We start from the raw sequence: 17424 nt of genomic DNA, 5'->3' as shown, positions 1-17424 counted from the left end.
CCTTGTTCCCTTGCTGAGTCGTCACTTTTTTCTTTTATAATAGTGATTTTCTCTCCACTGGCAGCGCGTTTCCGTAGTGAACGGGGGGTGTCCCCAAAGGAGTCCTTACAGAAATGTGCGAAGTGTGACAGGGAATCAAAACCATAGCGTGCGCTAATTACAGAGATACGTTGCTTGGTGAATTGCAGATCATTCAGAATACCTTCACGCTTCTTGTCCAGTATCCATTCGTACACCGGAACATTATACATATTTTTAAACAAACGACGAAAGGTAGTGGTGGTATATCCTCCTAAATGGGCAAATTCTTCCACATTCTTCACTTTATCGTAGTTTTGCATAATGAAATAATGGAAACTTTCTGTATAAGTACTGATAGGATAGAAAAAAGTACTTATCTGGCGTAGTGGATAATAACAGGTTAGAATGTAAACCAGTTCCTGACGCTTGATATCGAGATATTTCCCGCAAGCGGAAGGTTGTTCTTTAAAATAGTCGGCGATATCATTTAGCAGTCGTTCCAGTTTTGCGTTGGCCAGCAACGGCGTGTAAATCAGTGGAGCTTCGGAACGTTCCAGGATCTCTTTATAGCGGTCTTCGCATAAAAGCGGGAGTTCCGTGAACCAATAGGCGATGTATTCCACTTCAGTCAGTGCCAATAACTCCATTTTTGAGCCGATGGCTTGTAATACACACTGTCTGCTTAGGAGCGTAGTGCCCGGATATTCGTTACTATTAATCAGCAACTCACCCTTTAACATAAAGATCATGCAGTTCTGGGTGCACTTCTCCGCTGAGAAATGCTGCCCCTGGGGATGTTGGCGAAGTACCAATGTCCCATCAGAAATTTTCGGGCATAGAGTGCAATCTACCTGCCGTGTGCAAAGAGTGTCTTTTGTCATGAAATATAGGACGAATTACTAAAATTATGGCAACAAAGATAGAATTTTTTTGTGAATACTCTAACAAAATCACCTATCTTTGCTGCAAACTATAAGAAAGACTGCATGAAGAGAACTATTTTTTTTGTATTTTTTGCATCATTAGTTGTACTCAGTATTTCTGCACAAAATTGGGACATCAATACCTTGCATAAAATGAACAGTTGGGATGGTAAGTTTATTCGCAATTATAATAAAATAATTTCTCGTACTGAACCTTATATTGCCGTTGGAGTTCCTGTGGCGATGGTACTGGCTGCATGGGTGAAAAAAGACCGTGAATTATTAAAGGATGCTGTGTATGTAGGTACCAGTGTTGCCGGTGCTTTTGTGGTGACCTATGGCTTGAAATATCTTATAGACCGTGAACGTCCGTTCGACCGTTATCCCGACCGGGTTCATGCTTATAGTCATGAGACCAGTCCTTCTTTCCCATCCGGACATACGGCAACAGCCTTTGCATTGGCAACTTCGCTTTGCGTGAAGTATCCGAAATGGTATGTGATAGGTCCTTCGGCTTTATGGGCTTGTTCTGTCGGGATGTCCCGTATGAATGAGGGTGTGCACTACCCGTCCGATGTACTGGCAGGTGCAGTCATCGGAGCGGGATGTGCGGTAGTAAATATCTATGTGAACCGCTGGTTAAATAAGTGGTTATTCGGTAATTAAAGCGGTAGTTTCTTCTCGTAAATCTTTTCGTTCAGTACTTTTAGTGCCTGTTGCACACTGTTGTTCGTGGTGTTTATCACCTGGAAATATTCGTTCATATCCCAGAGGTCACGGGCAATCAGGGCCTTCAACTGTGTTTTTATCAGCGGAAGCGATTTATTGTATTGTTCTTCATTAAACTCGATCTTCTCTTTATCGGCAGCAGCGCGTATGTCTGCAAGCATCTGCTCGTCTATCTCAAACTTATTGTTGAAGCTATCGAACTTCTTGTACTGTTCCTGTAATTCTTTCCGGTGGCTTTCGATGTATTTCGTGGTTGCTTTGATAACAACGCCTTTGGCAACCAAATTCCGGTGATAATCGGTGTATTGAGTGGTGTCAATAGGTACGAAATAGTCGGGCATAATACCACCACCACCATAAACAGTACGTTTTAGTTTCTTTGTAGAATTCTTCAGTGAATCGGGGAAATGGATGCTGTCAGCATGCATCATCTCTCCACGGTTGAAGCGCTCTATCAGATCCATATTGTATTTCTCCTGGGTATCCTCGCCTTGAAGTCTGGGATTGTCCAGATTAGCTGTATGGTCATACGGTTTTTGAATGCAACGTCCGGAAGGGGTATAGTAACGGGCGATAGTCAGGCGTATCATGGAACCGTCGGGCAGGTCGATGGGGCGCTGTACCAAGCCTTTACCGAATGTACGACGGCCTACAACAACTCCTCTGTCCCAGTCCTGTATGGCACCGGTAACGATTTCACTGGCAGAGGCAGAGTATTCGTCCACCAATACAACGAGGCGACCGTTTTTGAAGTTACCTGTACCTTTAGCATAGAAGTTACTGCGCTGGGCGGCTCTTCCTTCGGTATATACAATCAATTCTTTCTGTTGCAAGAACTCATTGGCAAGATCGATGGCTGCGTTCAGGTATCCGCCTCCATTACCTTGCAGGTCGAGTATTAAGTCTTTCATTCCCTGTTTCTGTAATTCTTTAAGAGCTGCCGTAAACTCCTCGGCGGTAGTGGCGCCGAAACGGTTGATGCGGATATAGCCTATCTTGGGTTGTATCATGTAAGAAGCATCCAGACTGAGAATAGGAATTTTATCCCGTTTTACAGTGAAATATAGAGGATCATCTACTCCGCGGCGGACGATGGTCAGTTTAACTTCCGAATCTTTGGGGCCGCGTAAGCGCGTCATGATGTCTTCTGTGGACATTTTAACACCTGCAATGGCACTGTCATTTACAGCTACAATACGGTCTCCTGCCAGTATACCTACTTTTTCGGACGGTCCGTTGCTCACGGGCTGTATGATCAGTAAAGTATCTTCTATCATCTGAAACTGAACACCAATACCTTCGAAATTACCTTGCAGAGGCTCGTTCATTTTCTTCACTTCCTCGGCATTGTTGTATGTGGAGTGCGGGTCAAGCTGTGCCAACATACGGATAATAGCTTCTTCCACCAGTTTGTTTTCGTCTACCGAGTCTACATACAGGTTGGCTATAGCAAATTCTGCCATTTGTAACTTGCGGATTGCTGCCGCATTACCCGTATTTTGTGCCTGCATGGAAGCCATGCCACCACATATACATATTATAAAGATAAGGAGTTTCTTCATTATTCTTTTTACTAATCATTAAATTCACTAATCACTAAATCTTCATTCCTTCGGGAATAAACTGGCTGATGTCCTTGCCGAATTGTAGCAGTTCGCGGACAGTTGTGGAACTGATGCATGTCAGTTCGGGTTCGGTAAAGAGCAGGATTGTTTCAATACCTGCCAGTTTGCGGTTGATATCTGCAATGGTTTCTTCGTATTCAAAGTCTTTCACGGTGCGGATGCCGCGGATGATGAACTGTGCATCTACCTGTTGTGCAAAATCAATCGTCAGGCAATCATAAGAGTATACTTTGATGCGGGGCTCGTTCCGGTAGAAGTTCTGTATCATTGCCACGCGTTTCTCGATAGGGAAATAGGTGTTCTTATTTTCATTAATACCAATCCCAATGATGACTTCATCCATAAAAGTCAGTGCGCGGGTCACTATCGAAGAATGCCCGATAGTGAAAGGGTCGAATGTTCCCGGAAAGATTGCTCTTCTCATGATGCCAAATCTTCTTCTATAACCAGATTATTAATAATAAAGTTTTGTCGTTCCATGGTATTTTTACCCATATAAAACTCCAACAATTCCTTTACCAAGTCAGTTTTTCGCAGGCTTACCTGCTCCAGACGCATATCTTTGCCGATAAAGTGCCTGAACTCATCGGGTGAGATTTCTCCCAGCCCTTTGAATCGGGTGATTTCAGGATTCGGTCCCAGTTCTGCAATTGCTTTCTGACGTTCTTCTTCCGTATAACAGTAAAGGGTTTTCTTCTTATTACGTACACGGAACAGCGGAGTCTGCAGGATATATACATGGCCCTTCTTTATCAGATCAGGGAAGAATTGCAGGAAGAAGGTTATAAGTAGCAGGCGGATGTGCATGCCATCCACATCGGCATCGGTAGCAGCGATCACCTTGTTGTAACGTAATCCCTCGATACCGTCTTCTATATTCAAGGCAGCCTGCAGCAGGTTGAACTCTTCGTTTTCATATACCACCTTTTTAGTCAGCCCGTAAGAGTTCAACGGCTTACCACGCAAACTAAATACTGCTTGTGTGTTTACGTCACGGCTTTTCGTGATAGAACCACTTGCTGAGTCACCCTCAGTAATGAAAATGCAGGATTCGGTCTCCTGATCTTTCCCCTTGCCGTCGTTGAGGTGATAGCGGCAGTCGCGCAACTTACGGTTGTGCAGGTTGGCCTTCTTGGCACGTTCACGAGCCAGCTTGGTAACACCAGCAATCGCTTTGCGTTCCTTTTCAGAGTCCTGTATCTTTTGCAGCATGACTTCCGCAACCAACGGATTTTTGTGGAGAAAATTATCCACTTCCGTCTTGATGAAGTCTCCTACATATTTATTTACGCTCACACCGCCCGGAGACATGGAAGGCGAACCGAGTTTGGTTTTTGTCTGTCCCTCAAACTGGGGTTCTTCCACGTTAATGGCAATGGCGGCAACGATACCATTACGGATATCAGCGTACTCTTGGTTTTTGTTATAAAATTCCTTGATGGTGCGGGCAATATGCTCTTTGAGTGCACTTTGGTGTGTACCGCCTTGCGTCGTATGCTGCCCGTTGACGAAGGAATAATATTCTTCTCCGTATTGGTTGGTATGGGTGAAGGCTATTTCAATGTCTTCCCCTTTTAGGTGGATGATGTTGTATAACCCCTGTGCGGTCATGTTGTCGTTCAGCAAATCTTCCAGACCGTGGCGTGAAATGATGCGCTGACCGTTGTAAATAATGGAAAGGCCTGTATTCAGGTACGTATAATTGCGCAATAACATTTCCACAAAGTTAGCTTGGAAAGAATAGTTTAGGAATAAGGTATCATCTGGTTCGAAGAAGATATAAGTTCCGCTCTCTTCATCGCTGTTTTCTGTGACATCGCTCTGAAGAATACCTTTTTCGAAAATGGCGATACGGACTTTGCCTTCACGATAACTGCGTACCTCAAAACGGTTGCTAAGTGCATTTACGGCCTTGATACCTACACCGTTCAGTCCGACGCTCTTTTTAAAAGCCTTGCTGTCGTACTTACCACCGGTGTTGAGTTTGCTTACTGCCTCGATCAGCTTTCCTTGCGGAATACCCCGACCGTAGTCGCGTACGCTGACACGGAGATTCTCCTCAATGCTTATCTCGATCCGTTTACCCGCACCCATTTTGAATTCATCGATGCTGTTGTCCATTACCTCTTTTAGCAATACATAAATACCGTCGTCGTTTTGCGTACCGTCGCCCAAACGACCGATATACATACCCGAACGGACACGGATGTGCTCCATATCGTCAAGATGACGAATGTTGTCTTCCGTATATTCTACATTGCCTTCGGGCATCAGTCCGTTGATTTCTTCCATAAATTCTTATTTAGTTGACAAGGTTTTCAGTTGACGAGTTGACGAGGGAAATGGTCTGTCTTTGTAATGGCGCAAATACAGTGCAACCCTTTGTTTCCTTGTCAATTTGTCTCTTGTTCCCTTTTATTTAATCTCTTTCACGAACGCCCTGCGCCGTTTATGCTGTTCTGTTTTAAAGTACTCCCATTGGGCTTGTACCTTGCCGTTCATCTCCAGCTCAGGGTTACTCTCTGCAAATATAAAACCTAATTTTTGATAAACCGGAATTAAATCGGAAAATAACAATGCGTTAACACCTTTGTTCTGGTACTCCGGCTTCACTGCAACGAGCAATAAATCCAACATTTTGGCACGGCGTTTCATGAAGAGAGCCTTCAGCAGATAATACCATCCGAAGGGCAATAACCGTCCGTGTGCTTTTTGCAAAGCTTCGGACAAGGATGGCATGGAAATACCTACGCAAATCAGTTGGTCGTCGGCATCCGTGATAAGTGTCACCATACGCAGGTCTACAATAGGAAGGTACATCTTCACGTATTGGTCGATCTGCCGTTGTGACAGGGCGGAATATCCGAACAGGGGTTTATAAGCTTCGTTCATCAGTTCAAAGATGGCCTGACCGTAATCTTGGGCAATCTTTTTCGCAGATGTATATTTTTTGATTTTGAGATTATACTTACGTTGAATGAGGTCGGAGATACGTTTGTGTTTTTCCGGTATGGCATCCGGAATATAAATTTTAAATTCTACCCAGTCGGCATCTTTTTCAAAGCCCATGCGTTCCATGTGTTGCGGGTAGTAAGGGTAGTTATAGATGGTGGCCATTGTGCTGAGTTGATCGAAACCTTCGACAAGCATGCCTTCCGCATCGAAGTCTGTGAAACCCAAGGGACCTTGTATATGAGTCATTCCCCGCTCTTTACCCCATTCTTCGACCGTGCGGATCAATGCGTCGGAAACTTCGGGGTCATCGATGAAATCGATCCAGCCGAAGCGGACGTTCTTTTTATCCCAGGTCTGGTTGGCTTTATGATTGATAATGGCAGCTACACGTCCTACTATCTGATTGTCTTTGTAAGCTAAAAAATACTCTGCTTCGCAGAATTCAAACGCTGCATTCTTCTTTTTGTTGAAGGTGTTGAGCATGTCGTCGTAAAGATCGGGAACGGAGTAAGGATTGCCTTTGTATAGCCGGTAATTGAAGCGGATGAACCGTTTCAATTCTTTCATTGTGGAAACTTTTTTGATTGTTATTGCCATAATTTTATGTCTAATGAGGGGGCAAAGATACATGATAATCTTTAAAATACCACTTTAAACATTATAAATAAGTACAACAGTATAAGCTATATAACAAAGTATCAGTATGCTGCCCTCAATGCGGGTAATCGTTCGTTTGGCAAAGAAAAGCCCGAAGAACCAAAGCAGAATACTTGAACCTACCAGTACCAGCAGATCCAGATTAGTGATGCCTGCCAGATGCAGGGGTGTAATAGAGGCACTACATCCCAGTACAAAGAAGATGTTGAAAAGATTGCTTCCGATTACATTACCGATGGCAATCTCAGGATTCTTTTTGAGAGCAGCTACGATGGAGGTAGCCAGTTCGGGTAGGGATGTACCGCCTGCCACAAGCGTCAGCCCGATGACGGACTCGCTGACTCCCAGACTGCGGGCAATACCTGTGGCACCGTCTACAAAGAAGTTACCGCCGATGATAAGTCCTGCCAGTCCACCTATTATATATAAGATAGACCGCCACATGGGAAGTTGCTTGATTTCTTCTTCGGGTGCTTCTCCCTCTTTCTTTCCCTGAAAGGCAATTGCAAAGGTGTATCCCAAAAAGATGATAAAGAAGCAGAGTAATAGCAAACCATCCGTAGTGCTGAGAATGTTTTCTGCACTATGATCCAATAATACATCGTTGGCACAAATCAGCAGTACGATGGAAGAAAGGATGCAGAGAGGTATTTCCTTACGTAACGTATTTTGGGAGATGACGATAGGGGCGAAGAGTGCTGTGCAACCCACAATCATCAAGGTATTGAAGATGTTACTACCTACCACATTTCCGATGGCAATGTCCGCGCTGCCTTTCAGGGCGGAAGATACACTAACCGTCAGCTCCGGAGCAGATGTTCCGAAAGCTACGATGGTAAGTCCGATAACGATAGACGGTATATGAAAACGCTTGGCAATGGATGCGGCTCCGTCTGTTAGTCCATTGGCACCTAAGAGTATGAGGAGAAGTCCCCCAATCAGGAAAAGAATATCCATAAGAATACTGATTTTTGTGCAAATATAATTAATTCCTTTTATGATAAGTGAAAAACATTCCGTATGTTTGGCGCGTTAAACAATTTATAATTTTAAGTAACCTGATTAAGGACTTTTAATATGAAGGGAATTCGGGCGTTGTGTTTTGGGCTGTTACTGCTGTTCGCGAGTGGTGCATCCGCCCAGTTGGTAGAAAAGGTTTTAGACATCTTGAATGAAGATACATTGGGAACAGTGGTTGCTCAAAAGCCGGATACTGATTCACTGCATCTGTTGAAGATAAAAGAGGATCTGGAGACATCAAGATTGAATGAGGCTAATCTCCGGATGGAGATAGAGCAGATGAAGTTGAAGTATGATGCAGCGGACTCTCTGAAGCTGGCCAAACAGCGGTTACGTATTGATTCGCTCAGAAGAATGACTCCGGGTATTCCTGTAATTGTGGAAGGCGATACATTATATTATCTGTTTGCCAAACGTGGCGGTCACACTCCCCAACAGCGCGCCGAAATGAATGCGGCGGCAATTACGGAACTGGGCAAACGATTCAATCTTCAGCCGGATTCGGTTTATATAGACAGCAGTGATATTGTTACCGATCTGATGTATGGCAATAAAGTTCTTTCCTCTTTCACGGATCAGGATGGGCTTTGGGAAGGCTGTTCACGCGACCAGTTGGCGGCTGCCAAGCGAAAAGTGATAGTGGACAAGCTGAAAGTGATGAAGGATGAGCATAGTCTGTGGCAGCTTGGTAAGCGTATTCTTTATTTTATTCTTGTAATTGTAGGCCAGTTCCTGTTGTTTAAACTCACTATCTGGCTGTTCAATAAGCTGAAAGCCCGTATTCAACGTCTGAAAGATACTAAACTAAAGCCTATTTCTATTCAGGATTACGAGTTACTGGACACACAGAAGCAGGTAAACCTGCTTGTCTTCCTGGCAAGTCTGCTGCGCTATGCCGTCATGCTGCTTCAGTTGATTTTGACGGTGCCATTACTCTTTGCTATATTCCCTCAAACCAAAGATCTTGCTTATAAGTTGTTCTCGTATATCTGGGAGCCGATAAAGAGCATTTTCCTGGGTATAGTGGAGTATATTCCCAACTTGTTTACCATCTTTGTGATATGGCTTGCCGTGAAGTATCTGGTGCGACTGGTTCGTTATCTTGCCAGTGAAATACAGTCGGAACGGCTGAAGATAGGCGGCTTTTATGCCGACTGGGCTATGCCGACGTTCCACATTGTGCGCTTCCTGCTTTATGCATTTATGATTGCTATGATTTATCCCTACCTGCCTGGCTCCAAATCGGGGGTCTTTCAGGGAATATCAGTCTTTGTCGGATTGATTGTTTCGCTGGGATCGAGTACGGTGATCGGGAATATCATTGCAGGACTGGTTATCACGTATATGCGTCCGTTTAAGTTGGGTGACCGTATTAAGCTGAATGATACAACGGGAAATGTGATTGAGAAGACACCGTTGGTAACGCGTATCCGTACGCCGAAGAATGAGGTAGTTACGATTCCTAACTCTTTTATTATGTCTTCGCATACGGTGAATTTCAGCCAGTCGGCACGCGACTACGGGCTGATAATTCATTCGGAAGTGAGCATCGGATACGATATTCCATGGCGAAAGACCCATCAGCTTCTGATTGAAGCGGCGCTGAATACTCCCGGAGTAGTGGATGACCCGCGTCCGTTTGTACTGGAAACATCTCTTCAGGATTATTATCCCGTCTATCAGGTGAATGCATATATTAAAGATGCCAATCAGTTGGCACAGGTTTATTCTGATTTGCACCAGAATATTCAGGATCGGTTTAATGAAGAAGGCATAGAAATAATGTCGCCCCACTATATTGCTACGCGAGATGGTAATGAGACAACTATACCTAAGGATGATCTCCGGGGAAAGAAATGATGGCATTTACAAGTTATTTCCCTCGCGATGTAAAAGCATTTACTTCAGTATGTAACGGCCTTTACCGCCTATTGTAACGCTCTTTACCTCGGCATGTAACGACCTTTACCTCGGCATGTAAATGGAGTTACAGTGCGGGGGTAACAAAGTTACCATTTGGGGTAACATGGCTTTTACCGTGCCATCACAATTTCCGAATAAGGATAGCCGATGCCGGGAACGGCTTGCCAACTTTTGCTCACCAAATCGTAAGCATAGATCAGCCTTCCTCCCCGATTTGTATCGAATAGAACGTAAAGTTTCAGTGTCTCCGTATCTTTAGCGAGCATGGTTACTGAACGTGCCGAATTGGGGAATGTGGCGAAAGGTTCCTCCAAACTCATCGTAGCTTGATTCCAAAGACACAGATCTGTCCGGCCATCATCGGCTCTTACTACGGCATATCCGCCGGTGCGTACGTATTTGGTAGTTCCGGTGTCTTTTCCTGAGATTATTGTCCAGAAGGGAATGAGTGCGGTGGCCTGTATCGATTCGCCGGTATATACCTTCCTGCTACTTGGGTCCAAGCTCAGCGCGACGGGTGTGAAACTGTTGTTTCCATTATCAGCCGAGAGTAGCAGATAACTGTCACCCTGTACACCGGGATAGCGTGTCAGAGCTTCAGGCTTTATGTCGGCGGGCAGTTCGTAGCGGTAATTCAGAGTTTGGTCAATGTCACGGGTATAGGGCCATGATCCGATGGATGCCAGCATCATTTCATTGTCAGATATTTGCTTTACGGCTATTATGGAGCTTTGGCCGTTGCAGAGAGTCAATATATTTTTGAGTCCCATATCTTGCCAGAAACGCATGGATAGGTCGTAGCTGAATACACTACGCACTCCATCTTTCGTCTGTATTCCGCAGAGGTTCTGAGTTTCAGGAACATTTGCTACGCAGGAGAAATCTTTCTGGTCTTCTGTCAGTCCCACGATGTTTGTGGGCGTGCCATTTGTGAGGTTTACGTGCTCGATGCAATTATTATAACCCGTGCTGGAATGGGAATTGACAATGCCATAGAGCTGGAACTCTTTGGGTGCTTCACCGTTGGTAACAGCAATCTCACCAAGTGTCATGATGTCACCGGAACGGCGCAGGCGTATTTTGGTTTTTGAAGCAGGGTAGTGTCCGGGCGCCAGGAAAGTGATGCTTGTGGCGGTCTGCTCCACCATAACGGGTGATACTCCGAGGGCGTATCCTTGGTAGTTCATTGCGGGCTGGTCGGGGAGTGGCCAGTATATTTCGAACATGAAGTTGTCACCGGGCTGGAAGCCTTGTGCTGAGATGGTTACTTTATCACCAGGATTGAAGCTGGTCTGTGTGGGCATTACGATATCGGTTACCAGAATAGGTTCTTTGTCTTCATCTTTGGCACATGCAGCAAACAGCAGACAAAGTAACAGAAAGAGAGATAAGTTCTTCATAGCGTTTCTATTTTTAATGCGACAAATGTAGCGTTTTCTACTGAGATTCTTTCTTTTTTGTCTGATATTATACTTCCACTTAACTTAAATCTATAGAAAGAAAATAATTCTCGAAATTGACTTCTTTCCACTATCTCTTTTCCTAAAAATAAATATCTTGCATAACAAATGCAACTTTATCCTTGATTATTTGGATACATTTATTGTATTTTGTATCTTTGTAAGACAAAACGAGAACCTGCTATTTTTTTACAAACATAAACCAAATGATGAGAGTTAATCAATTACTTGGAATGGGTGCGTGTTTCGCTATGCTCGCACTGACAGGGTGCATGGATAAAGATGTTTATGATCCTGGTAAGGATCCGACCGTATTAAAGCCGGAAAGTGAATACTTTGATTTTACCACAACTACTAATGTGGCGTTCGAGGTCAACTATGGAGAGATTGGGAGTAATGCTTTAATAGAAATCTTTACAGAATATCCAATCTCTTATAATGAAACAGGCTCGTTCGTCATCCAGGGTGAACCAGTTTATAAGATATTTGCGGATACAAAAGGACGTTTCGTTGGCGATGTGGAATTGCCTACGGCTGCTAAAGTGGTGTATGTTTTCTCACCTACCTGGGGTGTTCCCATGTGTGTGGAAGCTAGTGTGGAGAATGGAAAGGTGACGGTGAACGAGACGGACGCTGCTTCGCGGGCGGTAGCTGCTACACGGGCGAAGTCAAATTTGAAGTTAGTTACAGTCAATAATGCACAGAAAGTGTATTCCTTGGTGGAGATTAGTGATAGTTACGGAAAACCTGGGGATATCAATGGTCTGATTGAGTATAATAAGGTTATTAGTAGTAAGTTTATCAATAACGTACAAAAGGCCTTGTGGAAAGGTAAAAGCAGTAAACCAGATAAATTGAATAATTCAAATTATGTGAGAGATACTGAGCACGTTAATACTACTATTGCAAAGGCCTATCAAAATGAACAAGGTCAAATCGTAACAGTGGCAGATGCTGAATTGTTCTTTACTTTTTTAACAGAATCCTGTTGGTATCAGAATGTAGTGGGGTATTATTATTATAAGACCGGTGAATGTCCTGCGGCTCCTGATCAAGTGAAGAAAATCGTTATCTTCCCGAATGCTTCAATTAAAGGTAATGTACCTTATTTGAATTGGTACGATAAAGTGCCGGGAGGAGCTACTAATTATGGTAGTAGAAATGCTCCTTTGGAAACGAACCGGAAGGTACAACTTCTCTTTCAGGACGATCAGGGTAATCTTTCCACCAAATTTCCGGCAGGGTATACCATCGGCTACTTTATTATTGCTGACGGTTTTAAATGTGGTAGTAAAGGCTATGACGGTTTCATTGATACAGATAAGAGTTTCGTTTATTCTAATGAAGAGTGGAATAAGAACTATCAAGGTCAGAAAGCCCGCTTTATCTCTCTTTCAGCCGAAGGGGGTACTGTGGTCTATGGCGTAGAAGATGGTGGAGACAGCAGTTACGAAGATCTCCTCTTCTGTATTGATGCGAATCCTAATGAAGCCATCCAAGACCCTGACCGTCCTGTCATAGATCCAGATGAACCGGAAGTTTCTGAAACAGAGAACAATTATATGTCTTTTGCCTATGAGGATATCTGGCCTTCGGGAGGTGACTATGACCTGAATGATGTTATCATAGAATACCATCGTTCCATTACCTTCAATAAAGATAATTACGTGAGTGAGGTGAAAGAAACCTACGAACCGGTACAAAAGGTGGGTGCTGCCACGAACAGGAATGCGTTTGCCGTACAGTATGCCACAGATCAACGCGGCGAAATGGTTCTGCCATCCGGTGCTGTGGATGAAACGCAAACTAATTCTATTATTCTCTTCCCCAATGCTATGGATGTGAGAAATCAGAAGTTCGTGATTACCCGTACATTTGCTGCTGGCGCCATGAAGAAGGATGCCTTAAAAGTTGGAAACTCAATATTGAATCCTTATATCATTGTGAACTATGAGGGGGCTGGAAAAGACAATCGTACTGAAGTACATTTGCCAAAGTCTAAAGCTACTAACTTGGCAAATTCTGATCAGATAGGTAAAGAGGCGGATGCTTACTATGTGAATAAGGATGGAAAACACCCGTTTGCCATTTCGATACCCGGCACTTTCACTTCTGTAACGGAGACTGTGACGATAGATAAAGAATATCCCGATTTCGAGAAATGGGTAGAATCGGATGGTAAAGAATATACAGATTGGTATAAGAATTATCAGAAGTCTGCCAATTGATATTTTCTCATTGGAGAAGTAAAAAGGAAAAGATAAATAAGAGGGTGTTTACTCAATTGCCTGGTTAATGAGCAAGGAGTAAACACCCTCTTATTTTTGTGAAAAGCTTACTGTGAGTTGCGTGTTACGGTATGCAGTATGTTCCCTTTTTTATCGATCATTCGTAGTGTTAGCGTTTTTTTGTCCGCAGATATTATGGAAAAACCCGGTTCAGGACTGCAGAATACGGTTCCTTCTGTCGGTTTCACCTTGCGGGCAAGCGAACCGGCTGAGTTGACAACGTAATCGATATTGCTTCCCGCCTTGCGGATATGCTGGAAGTTATGAATGTGCCCGCAGATATACATGTCTACTTTGTGCTTACGGAGTATCGGATCGAGTCGCTTCTGCATATCCAGGCGTTCGCTGTCGTCCTTCGGAGTTTCGGCGTAGATGGGGTGGTGTCCGGCTACGATAATCCAGTCTTCTTTGGCATTGGCCAGCACTGAATCAATCCAGGCGAGTTGTTTTTGCAAGTCTTGTTTGCAAGCGTCGGGATAGGTGGCGGAGTCATTGCGGTATTTGTCCATCATGGGGGCTGTGTCTATCCAGACGATGCGGATAGTGATTCCTTTGTCCTCAAATGCTTTTGTATAGTAGCGGGCGGGCATGGTCCAGCGGCGACTGATGTTGGTGTAATCTAATACTGCCTGTGTGTTACCACGATACTCGTGATTGCCAAGTACAGGAAACCAGTCAATCATCAGTTCCGGGTGGGAGTAGATAAGTTCGTAGTTGGTCATCCACAGAGGGTCGTTCACGCTGCGCACGCCTTCAAAATGGTGGATGTCTCCGGTGGCGACTACAAATTCGGGACCGACTTCTTCGGCCATGGTACCCATCAGTTCGGCTATGGGCTTCTGGTCGTAATAACCGTTACGGCCCAGGTCGTTGGCGATGTAGAAGTTGAATTTCTTGTCGAAGATGGAATAATCCGTTATCTGTGCGGTTGCCCAGTTGCTAAGAAGGGCAATTAAAAGGAGAAAGAATACTTTTTTCATTATTATATTGATTTGATTGTTAGAAATTGATTTTTACGCCTGCATTTACCTTTATGCCGTAATGTTCGCTCTGCATCGTCCGTTCCTTCGTTCCCTGATAGTAGCGCAAGGGTTGGTTCAGCAAATTGGTGGCTTCGGCATAGAACGTTGTTTTCAGTTTCTTTCCGAAAGTATAGCTGGCGTTGGCATCCATATAATTCACGGCGTCGTAATAGCGGTCGTAGAACTTCTCCGCTCCCATCTCGTCGATAAATGCCGATGCATAGTTGTAAGAAAGGCGGAGGCTCACACCGGATTTCTCGAAAAAGAGCGAAGCATTGGCCGTGTGTTCCGGAGAACCCGGCAGACGCAGGCCGCTTTCATTCTCACGTCCCTCGAAGTTGAAGTTATCCACGTGGGAGTAAGAGTAAGTGTATGTTCCGTAGAAGCCGATGCACTTCAAGGCCGGGGCTATGAAACTGAAATCGCGCTGATAGGCTACCTCCACACCCAGCAGGTCGGCGTTGCCCGAGTTGCGCGGCTGGCTGAACTTGGTATACGTGGTTCCGTTGTAATTGTAGTTGCGCATAGTCTGGTCTACGATGAAATCATTGATTTTCTTGTAGAAGACGCCGGCACTGACAAGACCGATGCTCTTGAAGTAATACTCACCACTCAGGTCGAAGTTATAAGAAATAGTAGGTTTCAGACCCGGGTTACCCAAAGAGATGGAGTTGTCGCTACGCTTAATCGTAATGTTCGGTGCCAGGGCGGCATACTTAGGCCGGGCAATTGTATTGGTGAACGAGGCACGCACCTTGAAGTCATCGTTTACATCATACTTCACAAGAACGGAAGGAAGCACATTCAGATAACTGTCCGACTCGTAGGCTGTGCGGGTGGTCTTGTCTTCGTCCGCATCATACTGGCTACCCGAATATTTCACATGTGTATTCTCCAGACGCAGACCCAGCATCAAGTCCCACTTCTCACCCAGTTTCTGGTCGAAACGCAGATAACCTGCCGCAACGGTTTCTTTGGCGTTGAAGTTGGTGGCAAGCTCTTCCTGCACCTGGTTCTTTTCAAACAGACTTGCATTGTTCAAGTCAAGTTCTCCCAGATACTCCTTGCTTATGAAGCTACCGGCTTTATATTGCTTGCCCGGCATGTATCCGTCCCGGTTCTGGTCTACGGCAGCCGCCAGACTGGCTTTGTCGAAACCGTCTTCATCCAGCGGGGTGTATTCGTAGAAATCAATCTTTTTATCTTTAGTCTTATGCACCACCTTGGTTCCGAAGCGCAGATGATTGCCGAACTTTCCTTTTGTGAGCGGCAAGCTGAAATCGAGCTTGAACTTGAAGTCCTTCTCTTGAATATCTTCCTGTTGCTCCGTCACCTCTTTCAGGCTGAAATCGTCGTTCAGATACATAGCCGAACCTTCCTGCGGAGTAAGCAACGGCTTGCGCTCATCGCTCAAATCCATTGTGAACTTCTGTTTCTTCAGTTGATAGTCGATGTAGCGTTCATTGGGACGTTCTTCGCTGGCTTTGGCGTAGTTGACGCTCCACTTTGTATCCAGTTTGCCGAAGAGGTGCTCGCCGCCGAGGGTGAAGTCCATCGTGCGCTGACGTTCCAGACGGGCGTTGCGGTTGTCGGGCGTGCCGCCTTTGGTCTGCACGCGCACGGCGCCTTTGTTGTTGATGGAACAATATTCGTTGCCATTGTCGTCTTCTTCCAGGTTGATACCTTTCACGTTGAGGCGGTAACGGTTTTCCCAGTCGTTGCGGTTGTTGAAGATACCTTTGAAAGTCAGTTTGTGGTTCTCGTTGATGTCCCAGTCCAGTGCGGCGGAGTAACTCTGACGTTCGCGGGTGACGTAGTATTGGCGCACCTGATAGTCGGTGATGCAGAGTTCTCCGGTTTCTACATCCTTGTCCCATACAAATTCGATGTCATCCGAGCCGGAGGGGGAGTTCTGATAGGAAGCGGAAAGAATGAGTCCCAGTTTGTCGTTGAAGAAGCGGTCGCCATAAGTGAAACCCAGGTTCAGTTGTGCCTTGTCGCTAATCCAGTTGTAGCCCGTTCCGGCAGTGGCGCTGATGAAGCGTTTATAAGGAGAGTTCTTTGTAATCAGATTGATGGAACCGCCGATGGCGTCGGCATCCATATCCGGGGTGACTACCTTGTTCACTTCGATGGTCTGTATCATATCTGCCGGGATGAGGTCCAGTTGCACGTTGCGCGTATCACCTTCGGCAGAAGGAACGCGGTTGCCGTTGATAGTGACGGAACTCATGTCGGCAGAGGTTCCGCGCACTTGTCCGAAGCGGGCTTCACCTTGGTCGTACTGTACGTTGATACCCGAAATGCGTTTCAGCGCATCACCAATGTTGGAGTCGGGAAACTTGCCTACCTGGTCGGCAGACACTACATTCTTGATGCCGAGGCTGTTCTTTTGTGAATTGACGGCGCGGCGTTGTCCCTGAAAGGCGCCGCCTACCACTACTTCCTGTAGTTCCACTCCTTCGTTCATCACTACGTCTTTCTCCAAGGTGCGTCCTTCGGGAATGGTTATTTTCAGTTCTACGGGTGAGTAGCCTACATAACTTACTTTTACGGTATACGTCCCCGGTTCCAGATTGGGGAAGGTGTAGAAGCCGTTGACGTCGCTCGTCACTCCGGCGTGCAGTTTCTCGATGTAGATAGAGGCACCCGGGAGGGTTTGTTTCGTGGCATCTATGATGCGGCCGCGTACGGTGCCCTGTTTCACTACGTTTACTTTCTCGTCGGCTTTTGCCGTGCTGCCGACTGTTACAAATAAGAATAAGAGCGTGAATACTTTAACAATGTGTTTCATACCTGTT

Annotated in this window: 12 protein-coding genes; 3 read left to right on the top strand and 9 right to left on the bottom strand. The window is 45.2% G+C overall.

Features of this window, described 5'->3' with window-relative positions; genetic code table 11:
* Positions 1–902, bottom strand: a 902-nt coding sequence (locus BWI44_RS08555; RefSeq protein ID WP_286812958.1) for a helix-turn-helix domain-containing protein, incomplete at its 3' end; no start/stop codon positions are given.
* A 105-nt stretch (positions 903–1007) separates the two neighbouring features.
* Between BWI44_RS08555 and BWI44_RS08550 the strand changes: the two genes are divergently transcribed.
* Positions 1008–1610 carry a phosphatase PAP2 family protein gene (locus tag BWI44_RS08550; RefSeq protein WP_195209597.1) on the top strand — a complete coding sequence of 201 codons (603 nt, stop codon included), beginning with the start codon at positions 1008–1010 and terminating at the stop codon, positions 1608–1610.
* On the opposite strand, the gene BWI44_RS08545 is transcribed toward BWI44_RS08550, so the two are convergent.
* The 5 genes from BWI44_RS08545 to BWI44_RS08525 all read right to left on the bottom strand — a co-directional run bounded on the left by BWI44_RS08545 (position 1607) and on the right by BWI44_RS08525 (position 7867).
* Positions 1607–3235 (bottom strand): S41 family peptidase, encoded by a 1629-nt coding sequence (locus BWI44_RS08545; RefSeq protein WP_007660892.1) that lies wholly within the window; start codon positions 3233–3235, stop codon positions 1607–1609. The two genes, BWI44_RS08550 and BWI44_RS08545, sit on opposite strands and share 4 nt — an antisense overlap.
* 34 nt (positions 3236–3269) lie before the next feature.
* Positions 3270–3722 carry a pantetheine-phosphate adenylyltransferase gene (coaD, locus tag BWI44_RS08540; RefSeq protein ID WP_044533272.1) on the bottom strand — a complete coding sequence of 151 codons (453 nt, stop codon included), beginning with the start codon at positions 3720–3722 and terminating at the stop codon, positions 3270–3272.
* Positions 3719–5590 (bottom strand): DNA topoisomerase IV subunit B, encoded by a 1872-nt coding sequence (locus BWI44_RS08535; RefSeq protein ID WP_195209596.1) that lies wholly within the window; start codon positions 5588–5590, stop codon positions 3719–3721. The genes coaD and BWI44_RS08535 overlap by 4 nt, the downstream gene beginning before the upstream one ends.
* Before the next feature lie 123 nt (positions 5591–5713).
* The gene (locus tag BWI44_RS08530) at positions 5714–6850 is read right to left on the bottom strand and encodes a hypothetical protein (RefSeq protein ID WP_044533270.1); all 1137 of its coding nucleotides are present in this window, start codon (positions 6848–6850) and stop codon (positions 5714–5716) included.
* Between the two features lie 54 nt (positions 6851–6904).
* A complete protein-coding gene (locus BWI44_RS08525) occupies positions 6905–7867 on the bottom strand; it encodes a calcium/sodium antiporter (RefSeq protein ID WP_195209595.1) in 963 nt (320 codons plus the stop codon).
* A 120-nt stretch (positions 7868–7987) separates the two neighbouring features.
* On the opposite strand from BWI44_RS08525, the gene BWI44_RS08520 reads away from it, so the two are divergent.
* On the top strand, positions 7988–9790 hold the full coding sequence (locus BWI44_RS08520; protein WP_118216319.1) for a mechanosensitive ion channel family protein: 1803 nt from the start codon (positions 7988–7990) through the stop codon (positions 9788–9790).
* Positions 9791–9963: 173 nt separating this feature from the next.
* Here BWI44_RS08520 and BWI44_RS08515 read toward each other — a convergent pair whose 3' ends face one another.
* The gene (locus BWI44_RS08515) at positions 9964–11253 is read right to left on the bottom strand and encodes a WD40-like domain containing protein (protein ID WP_195209594.1); all 1290 of its coding nucleotides are present in this window, start codon (positions 11251–11253) and stop codon (positions 9964–9966) included.
* A 266-nt stretch (positions 11254–11519) separates the two neighbouring features.
* Between BWI44_RS08515 and BWI44_RS08510 the strand changes: the two genes are divergently transcribed.
* Complete coding sequence (locus BWI44_RS08510) at positions 11520–13541, top strand: LruC domain-containing protein (RefSeq protein WP_195209593.1); 2022 nt, start codon at positions 11520–11522, stop codon at positions 13539–13541.
* A gap of 107 nt (positions 13542–13648) precedes the next feature.
* Here BWI44_RS08510 and BWI44_RS08505 read toward each other — a convergent pair whose 3' ends face one another.
* Positions 13649–14581, bottom strand: a complete 933-nt coding sequence (locus BWI44_RS08505; protein WP_195209592.1) for a metallophosphoesterase — start codon at positions 14579–14581, stop codon at positions 13649–13651.
* A 19-nt stretch (positions 14582–14600) separates the two neighbouring features.
* Positions 14601–17417 (bottom strand): TonB-dependent receptor, encoded by a 2817-nt coding sequence (locus BWI44_RS08500; RefSeq protein ID WP_195209591.1) that lies wholly within the window; start codon positions 17415–17417, stop codon positions 14601–14603.
* Between the last annotated feature and the right edge of the window lie 7 nt (positions 17418–17424).

Source organism: Bacteroides sp. Phil13, assembly GCF_001940965.1.
Classification (GTDB): domain Bacteria; phylum Bacteroidota; class Bacteroidia; order Bacteroidales; family Bacteroidaceae; genus Bacteroides; species Bacteroides intestinalis.
This window is presented reverse-complemented; position numbering and strand designations above follow the sequence as displayed.

What these genes read in the sequence shown, in the direction of transcription:
- BWI44_RS08550 (WP_195209597.1), top strand. Translation starts at nt 1,008, where the DNA reads ATGAAGAGAACTATTTTTTTTGTATTTTTTGCATCATTAGTTGTACTC.
- BWI44_RS08545 (WP_007660892.1), bottom strand. Translation starts at nt 3,235, where the DNA reads ATGAAGAAACTCCTTATCTTTATAATATGTATATGTGGTGGCATGGCT.
- coaD (WP_044533272.1), bottom strand. Translation starts at nt 3,722, where the DNA reads ATGAGAAGAGCAATCTTTCCGGGAACATTCGACCCTTTCACTATCGGG.
- BWI44_RS08535 (WP_195209596.1), bottom strand. Translation starts at nt 5,590, where the DNA reads ATGGAAGAAATCAACGGACTGATGCCCGAAGGCAATGTAGAATATACG.
- BWI44_RS08530 (WP_044533270.1), bottom strand. Translation starts at nt 6,850, where the DNA reads ATGGCAATAACAATCAAAAAAGTTTCCACAATGAAAGAATTGAAACGG.
- BWI44_RS08525 (WP_195209595.1), bottom strand. Translation starts at nt 7,867, where the DNA reads ATGGATATTCTTTTCCTGATTGGGGGACTTCTCCTCATACTCTTAGGT.
- BWI44_RS08520 (WP_118216319.1), top strand. Translation starts at nt 7,988, where the DNA reads ATGAAGGGAATTCGGGCGTTGTGTTTTGGGCTGTTACTGCTGTTCGCG.
- BWI44_RS08515 (WP_195209594.1), bottom strand. Translation starts at nt 11,253, where the DNA reads ATGAAGAACTTATCTCTCTTTCTGTTACTTTGTCTGCTGTTTGCTGCA.
- BWI44_RS08510 (WP_195209593.1), top strand. Translation starts at nt 11,520, where the DNA reads ATGATGAGAGTTAATCAATTACTTGGAATGGGTGCGTGTTTCGCTATG.
- BWI44_RS08505 (WP_195209592.1), bottom strand. Translation starts at nt 14,581, where the DNA reads ATGAAAAAAGTATTCTTTCTCCTTTTAATTGCCCTTCTTAGCAACTGG.
- BWI44_RS08500 (WP_195209591.1), bottom strand. Translation starts at nt 17,417, where the DNA reads ATGAAACACATTGTTAAAGTATTCACGCTCTTATTCTTATTTGTAACA.